The sequence below is a fragment of the Mesorhizobium sp. WSM3862 genome, from assembly GCF_002294985.1.
Taxonomy (GTDB): domain Bacteria; phylum Pseudomonadota; class Alphaproteobacteria; order Rhizobiales; family Rhizobiaceae; genus Mesorhizobium.
Map to the genome: position 1 here is coordinate 137,082 of NZ_NSGE01000010.1, position 19,654 is coordinate 156,735.

A 19,654-nucleotide genomic window follows, 5' to 3' on the forward strand; every position below is an offset into this window, starting at 1 on the left:
CTCTCGGCAGTGGAGCGGGAATGTCAAAATCGGCTCGCTTAGAGCAAGGGTTCTGGATCGTTGACGTGGTCGACAGCTATGCTGTTTTGCTACGAAGGAATGACAGGTAAGCGCCAAATGTCACAGAGATTCGCGAAAGCATCTGGCCTCAAAATTGCGGACGTCGTTGTTGTGGGGGCGGGCATTGTCGGTGTTACCACGGCGCTTGAGTTGCAGCGGCGTGGTCATAACACCCATTTAGTCGATCGGGACGGTCCAGCAGCCGGCTGCTCTTTCGGCAATGGAGGTGCCATAGGGGCCGACGCATGCACACCTTTCGCCTTGCCTGGAATTATGCGCAAGATTCCGAAATGGTACTTCGACCCGGACGGTCCAATAACCATCAATCCCGGCTGGGCACTGCGTTCGGTACCGTGGATTCTGCGCTGGATTAAGGCAAGCGGCATGGGGGCAGCGCGTCGCTCCGCTCAGGGATTGCGCTTTATACAATACGACTGCCTGGGGAGCTATCGCGACCTGCTCGGCCCTGTCCGCTTTGCCGATCTCATTCGCGAACAAGGCTCTCTTTACGTGTATGAGTCAGCGACACCGAGTCGCAACGAACTGGTTGCAGAGCAATTCCGACGTGAGTTGGGCATCTCTTCTCGAATGGTCAGTATTGGTGAACTGCGTGAAATTGAGCCATCGCTAAGCCGAAAATTTCAACGCGCCACGCTCTTGCCCGGCATCGGACATACCGTTAATCCGAAGAGGTTAGTCGACACTCTGTTCGACAACTTCACCGCAGCAGGCGGATCGTTTCATCAGGCCGAGGCAACCGGCTTCGAAGTCGCGGATGGTAAGGTGCGTGGGTTGCGAACGCGTAATCAGTCTCTCCCTCTAAATCGTTTGGTTCTCTGCACCGGCGTCTGGTCGCGCGAGTTCGCAGGGCAACTCGGCGTACGTCTACCACTTGTTGCGGAACGCGGCTACCATGTCATCTACACCGAGAGCCCCATCCGACTGAACCACAAGATCGCCAATGGTAGTCGCGGCTTCGGTGTGACCTCCATGGAGACTGGCTTGCAGATAACAGGCACAGTGGAACTTGCCGATGCCGATGCGCCGCCAAACTGGCGCAGGGCCGATGCTCTTTCTCGTGCTGCAGCCTCAATGTTCCAGGAGCCGCTCGTCGGGAATCGCACCCGATGGATGGGCGCGCGTCCATCACTCCCTGATAGCCTTCCTGTGATCGATCGCGCGCAGCGGTTCGAGAATGCGTTCCTTAATTTCGGTCACAGTCACTGGGGACTGTGCGGTGCACCGCGCTCCGCCAAGCTCATCGGAGATCTGATCGAGGGGAAATCAGTGCCGCTTGAAGCCGCCTCCTATGCGAGCGCTCGATTTAGATGAAGCGGGACCAGGAAAGGCCACTAGCCAAGAAAGGGGACAGGAACGCAGAATCTGGAGTCCTCACGCGCCCGCAACGGGCATCCTCGCGGAGGAAAAATCTGTTCCATGGCGCGAAATGCTGCCCAGGTGAGCGGGGGTGAAGCAGCAGCGCGCTTGTCCGGCTAGAATCCCTGGGGCGTCAGGATCTGGAAATCAGGTCTTGCGAATATCCGACTTTACCGGTTTGACGGTGAGGCCGGTAGAAGGAGTTTCCTACTCAAACCTCACGACCTATGTTGAAAGGACATCACCCCATGGCGGGCCGCATACAAGCCTTCTCGACCGAAGAATTTCAAGCTCGACTCCGCAAAACTCAGAATGAAATGCGCTGCCGCGGCGTCGATATTCTGCTAATCCACTCGCCAGAGAACATCTACTACCTGACGGGGTATCAGACCTCAGGCTACTTCGCATATCAAACCCTCGTTGTGACGGAGAGCGCAAAAGAGCCGACAATTCTTGTTCGCTTCATCGAGCGAGGCAATATCAATGAGTATTCTTGGTTGAGCCACTATGAAACTTGGAAAGAAGGCGACGACGTTGTTCAGCGAACTGTAGATATTGTTCGGAAATTGAGCGGCGAAAAAGCCATTATCGGTCTGGAAAAGTCGAGTTGGTTCCTGACGGCAAAAGTTGCGGAGGAACTGGTCGGGAAGCTTCACCCTTCACGCTTCGTTGACGTCTCCTACCTTGTAGAACGAATTCGCCACGTTAAATCTCCGAAAGAACTGAATTACATTCGGCAGGCCGGATTAATTGCCGAGGTGGAAATCCGCGCTGCGGTTGCGGCGATGCGTCCTGGCATCACTGAAGCCGAAGTTGCGGCTGCCGTGTTCCAGGCTGGCGTCTCCGCCGGCTGTGAATATACGGGCCTTCCGCATCACATCGTATCGGGGCACCGCGCCGGCGTCGGCCATTCCAATTGGACGAACAAGCAAATCGTATCTGGCGAACTATGCTGGTTCGAACTATATGGCTGTGTTGAGCGATACCATGCGACACAGATTCGAACGATCTCTGTTGGCGAGCCCAGTGCTGAAAAACGCCGGAAAGTGGAGCTCGTAATCCGAGCTCAAGATGAATCTTTGGCTGCATTGAAGCCAGGTGCATCTAGCCGAGCCGTTGATGCCCTTGTGCGCGGGCCGATCAGGGCAATCAAGCCGGTCTTTCCTAACCGCAGCGGATATTCAACAGGCATCGGCTTTCCCCCTAAGACAGCAGAATGGGAGACGCTGGATTTCAACGACACCCACGACTGGGAGGTCAAAGAAGGCATGGCTTTCCACATGCTAGCAGATGATGGTGGTGGCTTCTGTCTCAGCGAAACGGTTGTGGTTACCGCGAATGGCGCAGAACGTGTCACACCAAACAATGAACGAAGCCTAATCGTCATCTAGGGCGCCGCGCCACTCGCTATCTTTCTAGCACCTCAGAGAGCGACATGTTTATGCATTGTGACCATGCCGAAAAAAACTCTAAGAACTCTCCCTGTGGTAGGTCAGGTCCTTGGGACTAGTTGAACAGCATGGCAGCATGTTCCGCAAGATGTAACGACTTGGGACTTCGTTAGCACTGTTGAGTGCCGCACCGTAAGAGGCTGGGCGGTTCTATTGGCGTATCAGAGCGCGGTCCGTGGCGGACATACAGAAGACCTCGGCCGGATCGTGGCCCATCTACTTCGCAGATTGGTCTCGCCCGTCGCCCTTATGTCGATTGTCGGGTCCGCGCATGCCGATCAGGCGGCTTTGTCACCCGCTTCCTACCGATTCTCGGCGGCGCTGGTCTTACGGCTGTCGTCGGCGATGAATATTCCCTGATTGTGGGCATCGGAAGTTCCCTAGTTGGCGCTGCTGTCGCCAGTTCCGGGACGCGTCCCGGAACTGGCGGCTTCGTCCGGTGTCGATAGTCCGTCCCGAACCTTTATGGGACGGGAGCGGCGCTCGTGGTCCAACCTGGAGAACCTCTGATGATATTGGATCTACACCGTCAGGGCCTGTCCGTGACTGCGATCGCCCGGCGAACGGGCCGCGATCTCAAGATGGTCCGCAAATACGTCGAGCGCGGGCTCGAACTCCCCGCCTTTGGCCGCGACTGGTGAGGCGGCCAAACAAGATTGCACTGTTCGTCGACTATTTGCGCGAACGGGACAGCCTCTGGGCCGTGCGCCTGACGCGCGAGATTCGTGAGCGCCGCTGAAGGCGCCTACACCGCCGTGAAGCGCTTCGTCGCCGCGATCCGACCGCAGGAGCAGGTGCGTCCTTTCGAGGTGCGGTTCGAGACCCCGGCCGGATATCAAGCACAGGTCGACTTCGCGCTTCGTCACAGAGTTCACCGACGCGCCGGGCGTGATGCGCATGGCGTTCTCGCTCGTGCCTGGCCACTCGCGTTACGCATCGCCCGCTACGTCATGCACCAGGATCTGCGGTCGCTGCTGCGCTGTCATATACAGGCTTTCGACGCCAGCAGCGGCCGATTGTAGATGATGTGGCCGTCGTTATCTTCGCCGGTAACCGCCGTCTTCATCCTGTCGTAGAGGATCTCGATCGGCACTCCTCCAATGGCGCTGGCCAAGCACTGGGCTTCCAACCCAGGCCTGTCGGCCGTATCGCGCCAAGAGGAAAGGCAACGTCGAGCGACCATCCCGGTATGTCCGCGAGGACTTCTTCCTGGCCCGTAGGTTCCGCATTCTCCACGACCTGAACGAGCAATTGCAGGATTGGCTCGACACCGTCGCCAATGCTCGCCCGCAAGGCACCACGCAACGCATCGTCAGCGAAGCCCTCGCGGCGGAGCAGCCGGAACTTCAATCTCTCGGCACTTCGACGCGCTTCTCAAGCTGGAGCGTCGCGTGAGCCATGATGGTCTCGTCTCGATCGGCGGCAGTACTACAGCGTTCCCGATCGGACACGGCGGCTTGTCGAGGTTCACCAGTTTGCCGACTGCGCGCCGGGCCCAACGAGGGCCGAGATTTGTCTGGAAGTTTCGCGACGCGGCACGTTATTATAACGCCGACAATTGGATGCGACAAGCCGGCAGACGGACCGAAAAACACTTATAATTTTTTGTAACAGACATCACACAATATTGTATCATTTACTTATTTGATATTCACAAATCAACCATTGCTTTTTCTATTTGGACTACGAAATATTATCTGATGATGGTATTTATTAGAATGTCGCCTGATTCGACAATAACGTTTGGAGATTCGTGATGCAGGACCGCGTAAAAATCCTAATTGTCGGGCACGGCGTGCTTGGGGTGGATGTTCTTAATTTTCTTAGTCAAAGCGGCAAACCCTACGATCTGCACGTAGGAGCAAGAGATGTGCCGAGGGCCTCTTTAAGGGCCAATCAGGCGATGTGCACGGCCTTAAACCTCGGCCACCATCCGACCATCGAGGTTGCGGCCATGGATCTCATGAATGTAGAGGCTACAGCGGAGCGACTGGCAGCTCTCCGTCCTGACATCATATTTAATGCAACGACATTGCATTCATGGTGGGTCATAACGCAATTGCCACCCGATGCTTATCAGCAGATCGATCGAGCATGCGGTGGCGTATGGACACCGATGCATCTCGTTCTCGTGCGACGCCTAATGAAAGCTGTGCGAGAGGCCGGCCTTCAGAGCGTGGTCGTGAATGCATCCTACGCTGACGTGACGAATGCCGCCCTTGCCGCCGAGGGTCTCTCGCCGACGATCGGAATCGGTAACGTCGCGAATGCCGTACCGGGCATCAGGTTGGCGGCCGCGCATCTTCTGGGTTGCGAAGTGAAAGCGATCGACGTGCGGTTCTTTGCCCAACATTACGTCAGTGATCGTATTCAGAGGACCGGTTCCACGAACGGAGCGCCCTACCATTTGACCATATATCGCGATTGCCAGAAAACTAGGCCTGAGGAAGTAGATCACGATCTAATCTTCGCGAACGTTGTCGAACGTTTTCGGCGGGTGGGAGGCATCGAGGGAAATTCGGTTACTGCATCGTCGGCGACAGCTGTTCTTCGCGCGTTGGCCGATCGCGTCGAACGAGTGGTTCATGCGCCGGGCCCATTGGGTCTCGTGGGAGGCTACCCCGTTAGGGTTGCTCCAAGAGGCATCTCGATCGATCTCCCTGAAGGGCTTTCATTGGACGATGCGGTGGAGATCAACAGGAAATGTCAGAAATACGATGGTATTGAAGCCGTGGAAAGCGACGGGACGGTCCGCTTCACGGCGGAGTCGGCAGAAATTATGCGGGAGTTGCTGGGCTACGATTGCGACGCAATGGCGCCGGACGAGTGCGAAGACCGTGCGAACGAACTAACAGCAAAATATGCTGAATATCGTCGTCGCTTCGAGTAGCCGGGCGCTGTTGCCGCCTGGTAACAGGGCACATCGGCGGGCGCAGTGGCAAAGCTAACCTCAGCATACACGAGTGGCGGCCGTAGAGGCCGCCTTGGTGGTGTGGCGGACGTCATGACTCGATGCTGCGCTGCTGTGGGGAGGCGCAAGCTTCACCCATTCGAGCACGCGAGTGACTTCAAATGCCGATCGCCGTGGCTCTCGCGGAGCAACGAAGCTCCTCAAAACCGTGTGCTGAACGCGGAATTTGAAGACAGCCGTGCGCTGGAGACCCGCGTATCGCGCGATTCCTGGCTCAGCTCCTCTCTGCCATTGGCGTCCTGGCTGAGAGGTGGATGCAATCACCACGATCTTTATCAGACTAGAGGCGCGTTAGTCGACGCTCACGTCCCATCCTGATCGTCGCGCTAAAGCTGCGACAGCACGGCAGTGCGATTTAAAGATGGCAGCGAGAGGAGCGGAAAGAATGCTGAATGATCGACGGTCGCATGGGCTTTGGGAGCGGACAGCTCCGCCGGCGCCTGCAACGGAGAGGCTGACAGGTGACCTCGTCGCCGATGTCGCGATCGTCGGCGCCGGCTACACCGGGTTGTGCACTGCGCTGTACCTTGCCGAGCGGGGCCTGGGCGCTGTCGTGATCGAGGCAGCCGAAATTGGTTTTGGCGCCGCCGGGCGAAGCACCGGGTTGGTGAATGCGGGCCTCTGGGTGATGCCCTCGGCCCTCAAGGAGACGCTCGGTCCGCTCTATGGCGATCGTTGGCTTAATTTGCTGCGCGATTCCCCACGCACCGTCTTCGAGATCATCGACAAGCACAACTTGCCGTGCGAGCTGAAGCGGGCCGGGACGATCCATTGTGGAGCCGACAAGAAGGGTGTTGCCGAGATCGCGGAGCGAGCTCGGCAATGGCAGGCGCTCGACGCCCCGGTTCAGATCCTCGATGCAAACGAAACACGTGCCAAGACAGGCAGCTCGGCCTTCCCCGCAGGCCTCCTCGACCTGCGTGCCGGGACTATCCAGCCGCTCGCCTATGTGCGCGGCCTCGCTGGTGCGGCGATTGCCGCCGGCGCAACCGTCTTTACGGCGAGCCCAGTCGAGCACATCGCGCGGGAGGGCCGCCTCTGGCGGCTCGGCACGCAAGGGGGAACCGTCCGGGCCAAGTGGGCGGTTCTTTCGACCGACACCTACACGTCGCGCATCTTCCCCGACCTGCGTGGCGAGCAAGTGGTGCTGCCGGTCTTCCATGTTGGGACTGTGCCGCTGAGCCACAGCATCCGTGCCACGATCCTGCCCGAGGGGCACGGCGCGTGGGACACGCGCACCGTGCCGACCGCCTTTCGCACAGATGATGCCGGCCGCCTCATCGTCGGCAGCGTTGGCGCGCTCCGCGGCGCCGGAACCGTGATCCATCGCAACTGGGGGCGGCGGCGTATACGGGCGCTCTTCCCGCAGGTCGGCGAGGTCGAGCTCGAGCATGAGTGGTACGGTCGGATCGGCATGACGAACGACCATCTACCCCGCCTTCACGTCCCAGCGGAAAACATGATCGCGCTGACACGCTTCAACGGACGAGGCATCGCGCCGGGCACGGTGTTCGGCCGCGAGCTCGCCCGCCATATTAGCGGCGAGCTGCGGCTCGATGGCATGTTCCTGCCCGTGTCCCCGGCGCAGAGCGCACCCTTCCGGGCCATCAGAGAGGGCTATTATGAGCTCGGCGCGCAGATCGCGCATCTGCCGCCGGTGCGCTGATTCGCCTTGGGCCGACCGCCCGAAAAACTCTGCGTGCATCTTCTTCAATCACTTATGTTCGTCAACCCCTGTAGTGGCAGTATGCGCGCCAAATTTCGACTTTGTTACAGAACCAATAGATGTGGAGTGGTCGCGCTCGATCCGCGTTGCAGAACCTGGCGACGACAGGATCGTCGTCGGGAGCATTCACGGCTGGGAACGCAACCAGACGATGAAGCCAACTGGAAAGCAGACACAAAGTGTTCCGCTGGCTTTGCAAAGCTCAGATGCGCGGCAGCGACCGCCTGTTCGGCGACGAGCTTGATCATTGGATGTTTCTCCTCAGTGCGTGCCGCAGCACGCTTGCTGGTGAACCGCATGCATCGTGCAAAATGAAAAAACTTCAAAGACTGCGGTCGCTGTGATTGCGCTGTATCTCATGTCCGACATTGGCGAGATCCGGCAATACGGCGATCGGTCCCGGATCGGTGACACCTGCAGATAAAGGAGTGAAGTTCACGTTGGGACGCAATGCCATCGTTGCAAGACGCGCCATGCTACACCGCCTTGGCTGTTGCTGCGTGGTCTCGACGCTGTAGTTGCTGTTTGCCTGCGTGTCCTGTCCTCGACAGTGGTCGATGGCGCATGGTTTGAGGAAACGGCGACGCCTAACTCGGCACCGGCGCTCTTCAAGTAGTATGGCCTTCGAGGGCCATGCGCCAAGGGAGCACAGACAGGTCAACGCGCTTTCAAGCGGCACCCACTCGGCGGTTTGTCCGATCCTGGCTCGACGTCGGGACTGAAAACAAGACCGCATGGCCTACAACGACCAGCGGTCCACCGTGTTATAAAAAATCGTGAATCTTTAACTCGGCGAACGCTCATTTTGGGAGATCATGGGGCAGTCTCTGACCACCCAAGAATGCCGACTAGCGCCGTTATCCTAAATTTGCGCCGGGGGTGCGAACCAGCTTACCGATCAGACTTATCAAAGGAATTAACATTATGAACAAAAAGGTTGCCGCTAAGGAAATATTCGCGCCTTCGAGCGATGTGAGCATCTCGATTTTTGAGCGTCTCGAATCGGAGGTGCGCGGCTACATCCGGTCATTTCCGGTCCTGTTCGATCGCGGGGTTGGCACCAGCCTTATTGCTGCAGACGGTCGCGAATATCTTGACTTTTTCGCGGGCTCAGGTGCCCTCAATTACGGGCACAATAACCCGGCCTTTAAGAAACCGGTGCTGGATTATATTGAGCGGGATGGAATTCTGCACGGGCTCGACTTCGCCACCAGCGCAAAGAAGGCGTTCATCGAGGCGTTCGAGAGGTACATTCTGAAGCCCCGTGGTCTGAATTACAAACTGCAGTTTACTGGTCCCACCGGTACGAACGCGGTCGAGGCGGCACTGAAGCTCGCTCGCATAGTGACCGGCAGGTCAAACATCGTCGCCTTTGCCAATTCGTTCCACGGTGTCAGCGCTGGATCGCTGTCGGCGACCGGAAATAAGAAGTATCGAAGTGCCGCGGGCTACCCGCTCGCGCACGTCACATCTTTGCCTTACGATGGCTATCTCGGCCCGTCCGTTGACACACTCGACTACTTCGAGAAGCTGCTCAACGACCCTAGCAGTGGCCTTGATAAGCCCGCCGCAGTCATTTTGGAAGCAGTCCAAGGTGAGGGGGGGATCTATCCCGCTAGCTTCCAGTGGCTCCATCGGCTCCGTGATCTGACCGAGCGGCACGAAATCTTGATGATCATCGACGATATCCAGGCCGGCGTCGGTCGAACGGGAAGATTTTTCAGTTTTGAAGCGGCTGAGATCGTGCCGGACATCGTCACTCTGTCGAAGTCGCTGTCGGCGATCGGCACGCCGATGTCCCTCGTTCTTCTGAAGCCTGAACTGGATGTCTGGTCACCTGGCGCGCACAGCGGCACCTTCAGGGGCAACAACCTCGCTTTCATCGCTGGTCGTGCGGCTCTTGAGACTTATTGGGCAGACTCCAAATTCGAGGAAGAAATCGGACGAAAATCCGCCATTCTGGCTGAGGAACTCGACTCAATCATAGAGGATTTCCCCAGCCTTGGCCTGAGTGTACGGGGCCGCGGACTGATGTACGGCCTCGTGTTTCAGCAGCACCACTCACTACCTGTGCAAATCTCGCGGGAAGCTCTTCGTCGCGGCTTGGTGATCGAGACCTGTGGCGGGCAGAATGAGGTACTGAAATTCCTTGTTGCTCTCACCATTGCGGAGGCGGACCTGCGCCGTGGTGTGTCAATCGTTCGTGACAGCATCGCCGCGGTGCAGAACAGCATGCCGAAAGGCTCGCCATGACGATCGCGAGAAACACGCAGGTGCGTCATCGCGGACTTACTTATCGGCTGTAAAGCCGCTCCCGGATACGCGCCCCGCGCCTTTCCCTTCGTCTTGGCCCGATATGGTTTACAGGCCTTGGATGAAAAGCCGAAATGGGGGCGAGATCGAGCAGAGCGCGGTTATAACAATGCCGCCGTTTCACCTTCTCCGAGGACCGCAGTCTTCATTCGGTCGTAAAGGATCTCCGGTGGGTCGCCGATCGCATCGAACGCCGCGGCGTGGCATCGCAAAAAACGCGCCCAGATGAGGCGGCTATAGCCCAGCACCACAGAAAACAGCCAGACGATCCTGGGGGTCGCCGGCTCATCGGTGAAGACGACATGGAATTGGGCGAAATCCACCTTGGCCCGTTCGCCGGGAGCTGTTTCGAGCGCAACTTCAAGGCCGGGTTCTGAGGTTGGACGAACGTCTCTGAGAAAGTCCATGACGGCAGTGTAGCTACCGGCGTACCCACGATCCTTCAGTTCTCGCAGGAGCCGCCGACCGCTAAGGTCGGGATAGGCAGCAACCCGTTCACGCTAGGCGTGAATGGATCTATCACTGTCGTCCGCGGCTTCCTTGGTCCGTAGGCAGGGGCCTCAAGGGCCATTGCGGATTGTCTTTCGATCGACGCCGGTCTGCCTGGTTACCGCTGGCACCGACAGGCCCTGCCGGTGCATGTCCAAGATCATGACTATCTCCCGAGTTTGACTCACTCCCCTCTCGACCGTCGAGAGCAGTATCGGTGATGACGTGCGGCCGGTCCTCCGGGGCGCGCCCGGAAGACCGGCGGCAACGCTAAACTGGGGAAGATTCAAGCGGCACTTATGGGGAGTGTTGATCCGGTATCGACAGACCCTTTTCCGCCCCAGCTACGGACAGCCTCTGGCAGCGATATCGACATATTCGCGAGCCGCGCTCGAGAGCGTCGCGGCTGAGCATCTTGCCAGCCTGTGGGGGAGAGGGGATCGGCAGGTTCACTGGCAAAGCGGCCAGCCAGACGCGCAGCGCGGCGGCCATGCGCAGGGTGATCCGCTGCTTTCGTCCCTTTCCTATACAGCTGACGTAAGCGCCGGGACCGAGATGGAATCGGCGCTGTGAAGGCGATTAGTTCAGACGCCCGGCCGTTTTGCGCGGCGAGTCGGAGCAAGCGATGGTCGCACGCCCGGTCCAGGTTGACCGCGCGGGAGTGGACGGCAATGCGTCGAGGTCCTCCTCCGTCACGAGGGCACAAGCCTTCGCTCAAGGCGCTTGTGCGGAAGGGCAAGCACCCGTTCGATCGTCGCGGCATGCTCGGGGTGACGAAGCGCGGCAAATCGAAACAACGGTCGGATTGCCCGCGGATTCCGCGTCCGCGCGCTGTTGCCCAGGCGTTCTTCGAGATGATCGAGGAAGCCGCCGACACACGCGGCCCGCCGCCCCAATCGAGCCCACCCGCCGTCAGGCTAGCCATCCTCACCGCGCTCGCGCAGCCGCTCCCAATCCCGTTGTCCCCACTGCCGCGGAAGCCTCTCCGCTAATAAACTGCCAAAGTAGCGCTATTCCATGCATTCCGACTGACCGGCAAATCCCAGACTTTCAACTATCCGAATCACTTACCGATTGTCGGGAGCAATACAATATGTGCGGTTGCCAACCAGACGGATCGACGCGAATAGCCAAGGTTTTGAAGTAAATGGGTTTCCAAATTGGCATAGCGCTTGCGTTTTTAGTGTCAGGTTCACCCAGGCACGGAGGCGCTCAATGCCCATACAGACCTGAGACCCCGAGCGCCACCTCGCCTATTTGTTGGCGACGAAACCGGACTGGAATCTCTGCAATTTATGTAAAGAGTGCAATCATTCGGCATGCGGCACTAGGACAGCGAAGACCAGCTACAGTTAACCGCGACGAGTAAAGTCGTATATAACGCGTAAAGGAAGGATGAAAAATGTTGTCCGCCGAATTAAGCTATAACACATTTGCCCCGGTTTACGAGAGATATACCGCTATGGTAGGCAAAATCGCCGAGGCACAAGAAACTGCCGCTTTCCTCGAGCAATTTTGTAATGGCAGGAGTGCTCTCGAACTTGGAATTGGCAACGGGCGAGTGGCGGTACCTTTGACCGGGCGCGGCGTCACGGTCGAAGGTATCGATACTTCGGACAATATGTTGAAGCTTCTAGCCAAGCGTACCAGCCTCATCAAAGCTTGGAAGGGGAACATTGCCGATTTCAACTTAGGGCAACGCTACCGTTTGGTATATTGTGTTTACAACTCATTCATGGTGCTCGCCACGCGCGAAGAGCAAATAGCTTGCCTCCGCTCTGCCGCGGGTGCGTTAGATGAAGATGGAGTATTAGTAATAGAAGTGCGTGTCCCAGACTTCGAAGGATTCGTCGGCGGCCAAAAAACCACCACTATGTTGGTGGATTCGGAGAATACATTTGTCAATGCGGAGATACACGACCCAATAACCCAGAATTTAACTCAAACCCTACTCTGGTTTACCGGTACATCGGTCAGACGCATTCCAGAACGCCTTCGTTACGTCTATCACCAGGAGCTCGATACCATGGCCGAATGCGTGGGGCTGGAGCTGGCGGAGCGGTGGGGAGATTGGAAGAGAGGTGCGTTCACCAGTGCGTCAAAACGTCATGTCTCGGTTTACCGTCGAACAAGACTGAAGTGTTGATTCAAAGTGGTCTAACCAAGTTCGTCTTGTCCTGGCTGGCGCCGCATCCTACTTGATGCTCACCCTTCGCGAGCCGGTGCCCACGACCTATCATCTTGCGCAACGCCGAATTCGCTAGGCTGCGGCTCAGACTGTTCAAGCTCGGCGCGCGCGTAGTCGAAACCGTCTCGCGCATCCATCTGGCCCTCGCCACCGACTGTTCCCGAGGCAAGTCTGCTGCGGGCGCTCGCCAGCAATCTGCTACCGGCAGGAGAACCGTCGGGGCAGCGGGCCCCGCCGAAGCTCGTCGCCGTGGTTTGGCGAACAATATCGCGCGCATTGCCTGGAAGATGATGGTGACCGGCGAAGCATACCGAACCGACACCGTGCCGCCTAGGTCTAGTATGGCGTGCGCGGCTTATATTAGAAGATCAGCCAAACATGGGATCAGACGAAATGCGACCGTGTTTGTTGATGTCGAACTTGCAACGAATGAGCAGGTAGTGTGATCGATTGATCCACGACGCAAGACTATCCGGATGACCCACTGGCCGTTGTAGGTCGCAGTCATGTTAGGAACTCGCGTTGCGGAAACCATCTTGGCCCGCGGTCATGTGCGCCGCACAAGACAGAGGCCGCCCAGCGCTCCTGGGTGGATCAGAGCCCCCACACAGCCACCATTCCACATGGCAGGTACTCGCCAGACACGCTTAAGGTTTGAGGCATAGAAGTAGATCGTATAGCGTGTCGAGGATGTGGCCAACGGAAGCATGCCAGGCTGGATCATTCAATCCGAAGCCGCGGCCAGCCACGAAACTCAGACCGAGTATCAGCCAAGGATGGACGACTCCCATGCCAGCAGAAATTAACCTGTTTACCTCCGGCGACGCGCGCGTTCTCGTCGTTGTCTCCATAACCGGTCCTGCGACCATGCTCGGCAATTCCCGCGTGCCGCGAACGGGGTCTTCATGTCCGGCCGCGAACTTGAAGGCGCTTGAAATGCGTCGGGATTGCGGGTGGCGCTGCCCGCTAGTCCGGAGCGTGCTGGCCGATCAGTTTATCTCGTCGACCATCGGGTGAGGAAGCCTACGCTATGTCGCCGCTTTTCTGCATGGATCAGGTGAGAAACGCCGATCTTCTGCTGAGATATGCCCAGGAATGGCGGGAATAGCGAACCAGATCCGCTACAGTCTCACAGAGAGGACATTAGCAGTCGCTTTCTTGTTCATGCGCCCTATAAGCGGGTAACCCGGACCATACGCCTCCTCCCAGGCGCTCCGGCCCGGCAGGAGCTCAGTTTCCTGCCGGGCGTTTCCGTGCCTGCGTGGGAGTAGCGGAAACGGTGACTCCACCTGTGTCACTCCGCGTCGATCTTTCCGAACATTGCCTTCGACCTTCTTGTGTCTGGACTTGCACTCGCCACCTCAACCATAAATGATCCCGGGAAAAAATTGCCTATTATCGATCTCACCTTCGAAAATGCCGGGAAGATGAAACTTTCTTCATGACAGAAAGGCTTTGCAGAAGCAGCTGATGAAGGCGTTCTATTGTGTGAGTTAATTTTTTAAAGAGCTGCTCTTCATCGCTACCGAGGAGGAACAAGTGCCCGAAGTTAAACTATTCAAGCCTGCCGAGGTCGAGCAAAAGTATAAGGAAAGGGGCACGTCGTGGCATGAGTTTGTTAACGGCGCACCTATAGCGTCCGGTTCGCCTATTTCGAGCGGACGCTACGGTATGACGAGATGATGATTTGTATTGATCCTGGCCAACTGCTCGAGTGACGGTGGATGATCGAGCATATTCTCTCGCAAGGGGCGTGTCGATATGGCTCCCGAAAGGTACCGTCGCAAAGTATCGGTCGGTTGGTCTTTCCTTAATGTACTATGCAATATCGCCGGCTGATTGGAGAACGATGCAAAATGCGCTCGGTATGCTCAGTCGCAATAATCCATAAAGTCGGTTTGGGAATGTTCGGTGAGCCCTGTAGGCAATGGCGTGGATGGCTGCGGCAGGGTGCACTCGGATCGAGTTGGGTTTCGGACTGAGGAGCATCTTCCCGCGCTAGTGCGGCACAATAGGGATCGGTTTTGCGCCGCCAGAACGGGCCGGGGTTCTGCCTCGCTTGACCGCGTGCTGCTGGCGCGATCGCATGGGGTGCAAATCAATTTTCAAACAAATGCGTATTCGTGACTTAGACCCAGCGCGCTACCGGGAACGCGCAGCTATTCGGCGGCCAAAGGAATAATTCGCAGAATTGCTTCGTGAGTGATCAAAGCTTAGCACATTTCCCGCGAGGCTCGTCACTTATCCTGTCTGGAGTGGCATTGACTGTGGCTCGTTGTTCGGCTGCAAATGCACTGACGCAGAAGCTCCTGCTGACCGAACTTTAAAGCACGCTGCCTGGTGCAGACAAGAGATAAGGAGCACCACGAGCTCGCCTTTTGCGCCTCGGAGCGATCAATTCGCGCGCTCAGGATTGCCGCGAAACGGGAACGATCGCAGGTAAGGGGCAAACAAATATCGATCCTAGAGTGAAAACGAGATATAAAATGAAGATCCTTGTGCCCGTGAAGCGGGTTGTGGATGCCAACGTCAAGGTCCGGGTGAAAGCCGACGGATTGGGCGTCGAGCTTGCCAACGTCAAGATGGCGATGAACCCGTTCGACGAGATTGCGGTCGAGGAAGCGATCCGCATCAAGGAAGCCGGCAAGGCGGAAGAGATCATCGTCGTCTCTGTCGGCCCGCAGCAGGCGCAGGAAACGCTGCGCACCGCGCTCGCCATGGGCGCCGACCGGGCCATTCTGGTCAAGACCGACGAGCAGACCGAGCCGCTCGGCGTCGCCAAGGTGCTGAAGGGCGTGGTCGAGGCCGAGAAGCCCGGCCTCGTCATCCTCGGCAAGCAGGCGATCGACGACGATTCGAACCAGACCGGCCAGATGCTGGCCGCCCTTCTGGGCTGGGCCCAGGGCACCTTCGCCTCGAAGGTCGAGCTCGCCGGCGACACGGCCAAGGTGACGCGCGAGGTCGACGGCGGCCTGCAGACGGTCGAGCTGAAGATGCCGGTGATCGTCACTGCCGACCTTCGCCTCAACCAGCCGCGTTACGCCTCGCTGCCCAACATCATGAAGGCCAAGAAGAAGCCGCTCGACGAGAAGAGCCCGGCCGACTACGGCGCCGACGTCAAGCCGCGCCTCAAGGTGGTCAAGACCGAGGAACCCGGCGGCCGCAAGGCTGGCGTCAAGGTCAAGTCGGTGGCCGAGCTGGTCGAGAAGCTGAAGAACGAAGCCGGCGTGCTCTGAGCGGTCAGGAAAGGATAAAGAAAATGGCAATTCTCCTCATCGCCGAACACGATAACGCAACCCTTTCCGATCAGACGGCCAAGGCGCTGTCGGCGGCCCTCCAGATCAGCTCGGATGTCGACGTGCTGGTGGCCGGCAAGGGCGCCAAGGGCGCTGCCGACGCCGCCGCCAAGCTGAAGGGCGTGCGCAAGGTGCTGCTCGTCGAAGCCGACGAGCTTGCCGAGCGCCTCGCCGAGCCGACGGCAGCTCTCGTGGTGTCGCTTGCGGGCGGCTACGATACGATCGTCGCGCCGGCGACCTCCGCCGGCAAGAACATCGCGCCACGCGTGGCCGCACTCCTCGACGTCGCCCAGGTGTCGGAAATCATCGAAGTGGTCTCGCCTGATACTTTCAAGCGGCCGATCTATGCCGGCAACGCCATCCAGACCGTGCAGGCGACCGACGCCAAGAAGGTGATCACGGTGCGCACCGCCTCCTTCCAGGCTGCGCCCGAGGGCGGCTCGGCTTCGGTCGAGACAGTCAACGCTGCCGCCAATCCCGGCCTTTCCACCTTTGTCGAGAACAAGCTTTCCGAGACCGACCGTCCGGAGCTGACTTCGGCCAAGATTATCATCTCGGGCGGCCGCGCGCTGGGCTCGGCGGAGAAGTTCCAGGAAGTTATCCTGCCCGTCGCCGACAAGCTTGGCGCCGCTGTCGGCGCCTCGCGCGCCGCGGTCGACGCCGGCTACGCCCCCAACGACTGGCAGGTCGGCCAGACCGGCAAGGTGGTCGCCCCCGACCTCTACATCGCCGTCGGCATTTCCGGCGCCATCCAGCACCTAGCCGGCATGAAGGACTCCAAGGTCATCGTCGCCATCAACAAGGACGAGGAGGCGCCGATCTTCCAGGTTGCCGACTACGGCCTGGTCGGCGATCTCTTCGTCATCCTGCCGGAGCTGCAAAAGGCGCTTTGACGCCCCAAATCTAAATCGCCGGCACCAACGGAAAACAATCCATGAATCAATATGTTCTGACGGTCTCATGCCCGGCCGCACGGGAATCGGTACTGCGATATCGAGCCTCCTCTCAGCTCAAGGCTGCAACATTGTCGACAGTTCGCAGTTCGATGACCTCGATACGGGTAAGTTCTTTATGCGCGTCTATTTTATCAGCGAGGAGGGAGCTGAACGGGAGGCAATCGAAGAGGGTTTGCAACCGTTTGCGGACGAGTTCCGCATGTAGTGGAATATGCACGACGGCACGCATCGCATGAAGGTTCTGTTGATGGTTTCGAACCTCGGGCACTGTCTGAATGATCTCCTCTACCGTTGGAAGATCGGTGCGCTGCCGACCGACATCGTCGGCGTTGGTCTCCAGCCACCTGACTTAATCAGAAACTGGTCGTCAACCACGATATTCCTTTCCACCACATCAAAGTCACGAAGGAAAATAAGCCGCAGGCCGAGGCCCAGCTGATGTACGTCGTTGAACAGACGGGGACAGAACTCGTCGTGCTCCCCCGATACATGCAGGTAACTCCAATGGATCTGCAAGAAGATGTCCGGCCGGATCATCAACATTCATCATTAATTCCTTCCATCCTTCAAGGGCGCGTACCCGTGCAAAAGGCTTTCGAGCGCGGTGTGAAGCTGATCTGCGTGACGGCGCACTACGTTACAGCTGATCTCGACGAGGGTCCGATCATCGAGCAAGACGTTGCCCGTATCACACATGCGCAGAGCACCGAAAACTACGTCTCCATCGGCCGTGATGCGGAAAGCCATGTATTGGACCGCGCAATCCACGCGCATACCCACTATCCCACCTTCATCAACTGGAACCGAACCGTGGTCTTCCCGGCAAGCCCCGGTTCTCACCGTTCCGAAAGGATGGGCTGAGATGGCGTCCGGGTCGACGCAAGCGAGTTCCGGTTTGCCCTTTCAATAGCCACCATAGACGCCGCGTACCGATTGACAGCGGGACCAGCCTCACGCGTGCTCTGTCCCGAGTCGGGAATTATCGACCAAGGATACGCCTTTCTAACATCGTTCGTGGATCCTCGCCTGATCGAATCCGGATAGCTTCGGCAGTTCGTCCGCCGTTTCAACCGCACTCAGCTCAGCGTGCTATTTGAGGCTGGGAGCGCGGCGGCCGCCCCTGACGGCCGCGCAATCCACCACATCGCTCGATAGCTACGCTGAACGCGCCGCTTGCCGCGCCGGCATGCCTTTGGTCCGCAGCCTTCAAGCCCCAACCCCCACAACTCTCCCCTGCGTCCACCCCCATTGAGGTGGATATTGGATCAGGACGAAACGCGGCTATCGCAGCTGCCCGTTTTTTAGTTGAACAACGAGGGCATAACGCCCGTCGTGCGAATTCTGCGCGAGCGGCTTCAGAACGCTGATTTCCTGCGGATGGGGGCGGATATTTCGCTCAAGCCGGGCTGTGGGACGAGCTAAGTTAAAAGAACCGGCACCGGCCGTCCTCTCGCGTTTGAAACCGGCCACTAAGCCTTACAGGCTGCCCAACTTGAAGGAGTCCGCCTTATGAACCAGATCGCCAAAGATGTGAGCCTCGCACTTTTCGACCGCTTGGAGTCTGAGGTGCGTAGCTACGTCCGCTCGTTTCCGGTCCTATTCGACCGGGGAGTTGGTACGACGCTCACAGCGGCGGACGGTCAGGAATATCTGGACTTTTTCGGTGGCGCGGGTGCGCTCAATTACGGCCATAACAACCCAGCATTCAAGCAGGCGCTGTTAGACTATATCGAGCGCGATGGGATCGTGCACAGCCTTGACCTGGCTACAACAGCCAAGAAGGGATTTATTGAAGCTTTCGAGCGCTATATTCTGAAGCCCCGTAGTCTGACGTACAAACTGCAGTTCACGGGTCCTACGGGTGCCAATGCCGTAGAAGCGGCGCTGAAGCTGGCTCGCCAGGTAACCGGTCGGTCAAATATTGTCTCCTTTACTGGGTCCTATCATGGGGTCAGCGCGGGATCGTTGGCGGCGACCGCGAATAACTACATGAGGGCAGCGGCAGGCTTCCCGCTCGCTCATGTGACATCGTTGCCATTCGAAGGTTACATAGGGGACTCGTTTGACACGATAGCCTACCTCGAGAAGCTTCTCGTGGATCCGTCAAGCGGGTTTGATTCCCCTGCCGCGGTGATCCTCGAGGCAGTTCAAGGCGAAGGGGGAATTAACGCCGCCAGCGTTGAATGGTTGCAGCGGTTGCGTGAGCTAACTTCGCGGCACGGGATTTTACTGATCCTGGATGACATCCAGGCTGGTGTCGGACGCACGGGGAAATTCTTCAGTTTTGAACCATCTGGCATCGTGCCAGACATCGTTACCCTGTCCAAGTCGTTGTCGGCATACGGCACGCCGATGGCTCTTGTTCTAATCAAGCCCGACCTGGATGTTTGGAAGCCGGCAGCGCATACTGGGACCTTTCGGGGCAACAATTTGGCCTTCATTACTGCTCGCGCGGCGCTTGAAACTTACTGGTCTGATTCAAAGTTCGAGGATGAGATTGCGCGGAAATCTGAGATCCTGGCTGCGGAGCTTGCATCTATTGCCGCCGATCACCAAGCTCTCGGGCTAAGCGTGAGGGGCCGCGGCCTGATGTATGGGCTCGTTTCACCAAAGAATCATTCGTTGCCTGCGCGTGTTTCGAAGGAGGCCTTCGCTCGCCGTCTGCTCTTAGAAACCGCTGGCTCATACGGTGAAGTGCTAAAGTTCATGCCGGCCCTCACTATAGCCGAGGCTGATCTGCGTCGGGGCTTGTCAATCATCCGTGACTGCGTACGAGCGGTGCAGGACGGCGCGGCGGCAAGTCGCTGACAGGAGAGGCGTACGACAA

The 19,654-nt window shown here is 58.1% G+C and carries 15 protein-coding genes and 3 pseudogenes; 15 read left to right on the plus strand and 3 right to left on the minus strand.

Annotation, left to right across the window (positions count from 1 at the left end; translation table 11 throughout):
• The first annotated feature begins 117 nt into the window (after window positions 1-117).
• The 7 genes and pseudogenes from CK224_RS25765 to CK224_RS25790 all read left to right on the plus strand — a co-directional run bounded on the left by CK224_RS25765 (window position 118) and on the right by CK224_RS25790 (window position 7,525).
• A complete protein-coding gene (locus CK224_RS25765; RefSeq protein ID WP_176478022.1) occupies window positions 118-1,392 on the plus strand; it encodes an FAD-dependent oxidoreductase in 1,275 nt (424 codons plus the stop codon).
• 293 nt (window positions 1,393-1,685) lie between these two features.
• Entirely contained in the window at window positions 1,686-2,828 is a 1,143-nt protein-coding gene (locus tag CK224_RS25770; protein WP_095783714.1) for a Xaa-Pro peptidase family protein, read from the plus strand.
• 569 nt (window positions 2,829-3,397) lie between these two features.
• The gene (locus tag CK224_RS32400; protein ID WP_280952279.1) at window positions 3,398-3,529 is read left to right on the plus strand and encodes a hypothetical protein; all 132 of its coding nucleotides are present in this window, start codon (window positions 3,398-3,400) and stop codon (window positions 3,527-3,529) included.
• An 84-nt stretch (window positions 3,530-3,613) separates the two neighbouring features.
• Window positions 3,614-3,910: a hypothetical protein gene (locus CK224_RS31695; RefSeq protein ID WP_210199678.1), complete on the plus strand. Its 297-nt coding sequence runs from the start codon at window positions 3,614-3,616 to the stop codon at window positions 3,908-3,910.
• 109 nt (window positions 3,911-4,019) lie between these two features.
• Window positions 4,020-4,356, plus strand: a pseudogene (locus CK224_RS32085) (IS21 family transposase); the annotation flags it as partial.
• A 288-nt stretch (window positions 4,357-4,644) separates the two neighbouring features.
• Window positions 4,645-5,778: a hypothetical protein gene (locus CK224_RS25780; RefSeq protein WP_095783716.1), complete on the plus strand. Its 1,134-nt coding sequence runs from the start codon at window positions 4,645-4,647 to the stop codon at window positions 5,776-5,778.
• Window positions 5,779-6,244: 466 nt separating this feature from the next.
• Window positions 6,245-7,525 carry an FAD-binding oxidoreductase gene (locus CK224_RS25790; RefSeq protein ID WP_095783717.1) on the plus strand — a complete coding sequence of 427 codons (1,281 nt, stop codon included), beginning with the start codon at window positions 6,245-6,247 and terminating at the stop codon, window positions 7,523-7,525.
• A gap of 382 nt (window positions 7,526-7,907) precedes the next feature.
• On the opposite strand, the gene CK224_RS31525 is transcribed toward CK224_RS25790, so the two are convergent.
• A complete protein-coding gene (locus tag CK224_RS31525; protein WP_176478023.1) occupies window positions 7,908-8,060 on the minus strand; it encodes a hypothetical protein in 153 nt (50 codons plus the stop codon).
• Between the two features lie 449 nt (window positions 8,061-8,509).
• On the opposite strand from CK224_RS31525, the gene ectB (CK224_RS25795) reads away from it, so the two are divergent.
• The gene (gene ectB / locus CK224_RS25795; RefSeq protein ID WP_095783718.1) at window positions 8,510-9,838 is read left to right on the plus strand and encodes a diaminobutyrate--2-oxoglutarate transaminase; all 1,329 of its coding nucleotides are present in this window, start codon (window positions 8,510-8,512) and stop codon (window positions 9,836-9,838) included.
• Between the two features lie 80 nt (window positions 9,839-9,918).
• Here ectB (CK224_RS25795) and CK224_RS25800 read toward each other — a convergent pair.
• A pseudogene (locus CK224_RS25800) lies at window positions 9,919-10,575 on the minus strand (IS21 family transposase); the annotation flags it as partial.
• A 1,214-nt stretch (window positions 10,576-11,789) separates the two neighbouring features.
• Here CK224_RS25800 and CK224_RS25810 point away from each other — a divergent pair.
• Together CK224_RS25810 and CK224_RS32090 are read left to right on the plus strand one after the other, a co-directional pair.
• Window positions 11,790-12,533 carry a class I SAM-dependent methyltransferase gene (locus CK224_RS25810; protein ID WP_245426213.1) on the plus strand — a complete coding sequence of 248 codons (744 nt, stop codon included), beginning with the start codon at window positions 11,790-11,792 and terminating at the stop codon, window positions 12,531-12,533.
• Between the two features lie 10 nt (window positions 12,534-12,543).
• A pseudogene (locus CK224_RS32090) lies at window positions 12,544-12,785 on the plus strand (transposase); the annotation flags it as partial.
• Window positions 12,786-13,222: 437 nt separating this feature from the next.
• On the opposite strand, the gene CK224_RS32405 reads toward CK224_RS32090, so the two are convergent.
• On the minus strand, window positions 13,223-13,444 hold the full coding sequence (locus tag CK224_RS32405; protein WP_095783719.1) for an MFS transporter: 222 nt from the start codon (window positions 13,442-13,444) through the stop codon (window positions 13,223-13,225).
• A gap of 1,617 nt (window positions 13,445-15,061) precedes the next feature.
• Here CK224_RS32405 and CK224_RS25820 point away from each other — a divergent pair.
• The 5 genes from CK224_RS25820 to ectB (CK224_RS25840) all read left to right on the plus strand — a co-directional run bounded on the left by CK224_RS25820 (window position 15,062) and on the right by ectB (CK224_RS25840) (window position 19,635).
• Window positions 15,062-15,811: an electron transfer flavoprotein subunit beta/FixA family protein gene (locus tag CK224_RS25820; RefSeq protein ID WP_095783720.1), complete on the plus strand. Its 750-nt coding sequence runs from the start codon at window positions 15,062-15,064 to the stop codon at window positions 15,809-15,811.
• A 23-nt stretch (window positions 15,812-15,834) separates the two neighbouring features.
• On the plus strand, window positions 15,835-16,764 hold the full coding sequence (locus CK224_RS25825; RefSeq protein WP_095783721.1) for an electron transfer flavoprotein subunit alpha/FixB family protein: 930 nt from the start codon (window positions 15,835-15,837) through the stop codon (window positions 16,762-16,764).
• A 67-nt stretch (window positions 16,765-16,831) separates the two neighbouring features.
• Complete coding sequence (locus CK224_RS25830; RefSeq protein ID WP_095783722.1) at window positions 16,832-17,032, plus strand: hypothetical protein; 201 nt, start codon at window positions 16,832-16,834, stop codon at window positions 17,030-17,032.
• A 188-nt stretch (window positions 17,033-17,220) separates the two neighbouring features.
• The gene (locus CK224_RS25835; RefSeq protein WP_348628413.1) at window positions 17,221-17,688 is read left to right on the plus strand and encodes a formyltransferase family protein; all 468 of its coding nucleotides are present in this window, start codon (window positions 17,221-17,223) and stop codon (window positions 17,686-17,688) included.
• A gap of 648 nt (window positions 17,689-18,336) precedes the next feature.
• Window positions 18,337-19,635 (plus strand): diaminobutyrate--2-oxoglutarate transaminase, encoded by a 1,299-nt coding sequence (ectB, locus tag CK224_RS25840; RefSeq protein ID WP_095783724.1) that lies wholly within the window; start codon window positions 18,337-18,339, stop codon window positions 19,633-19,635.
• The last annotated feature ends 19 nt before the right edge of the window (window positions 19,636-19,654 follow it).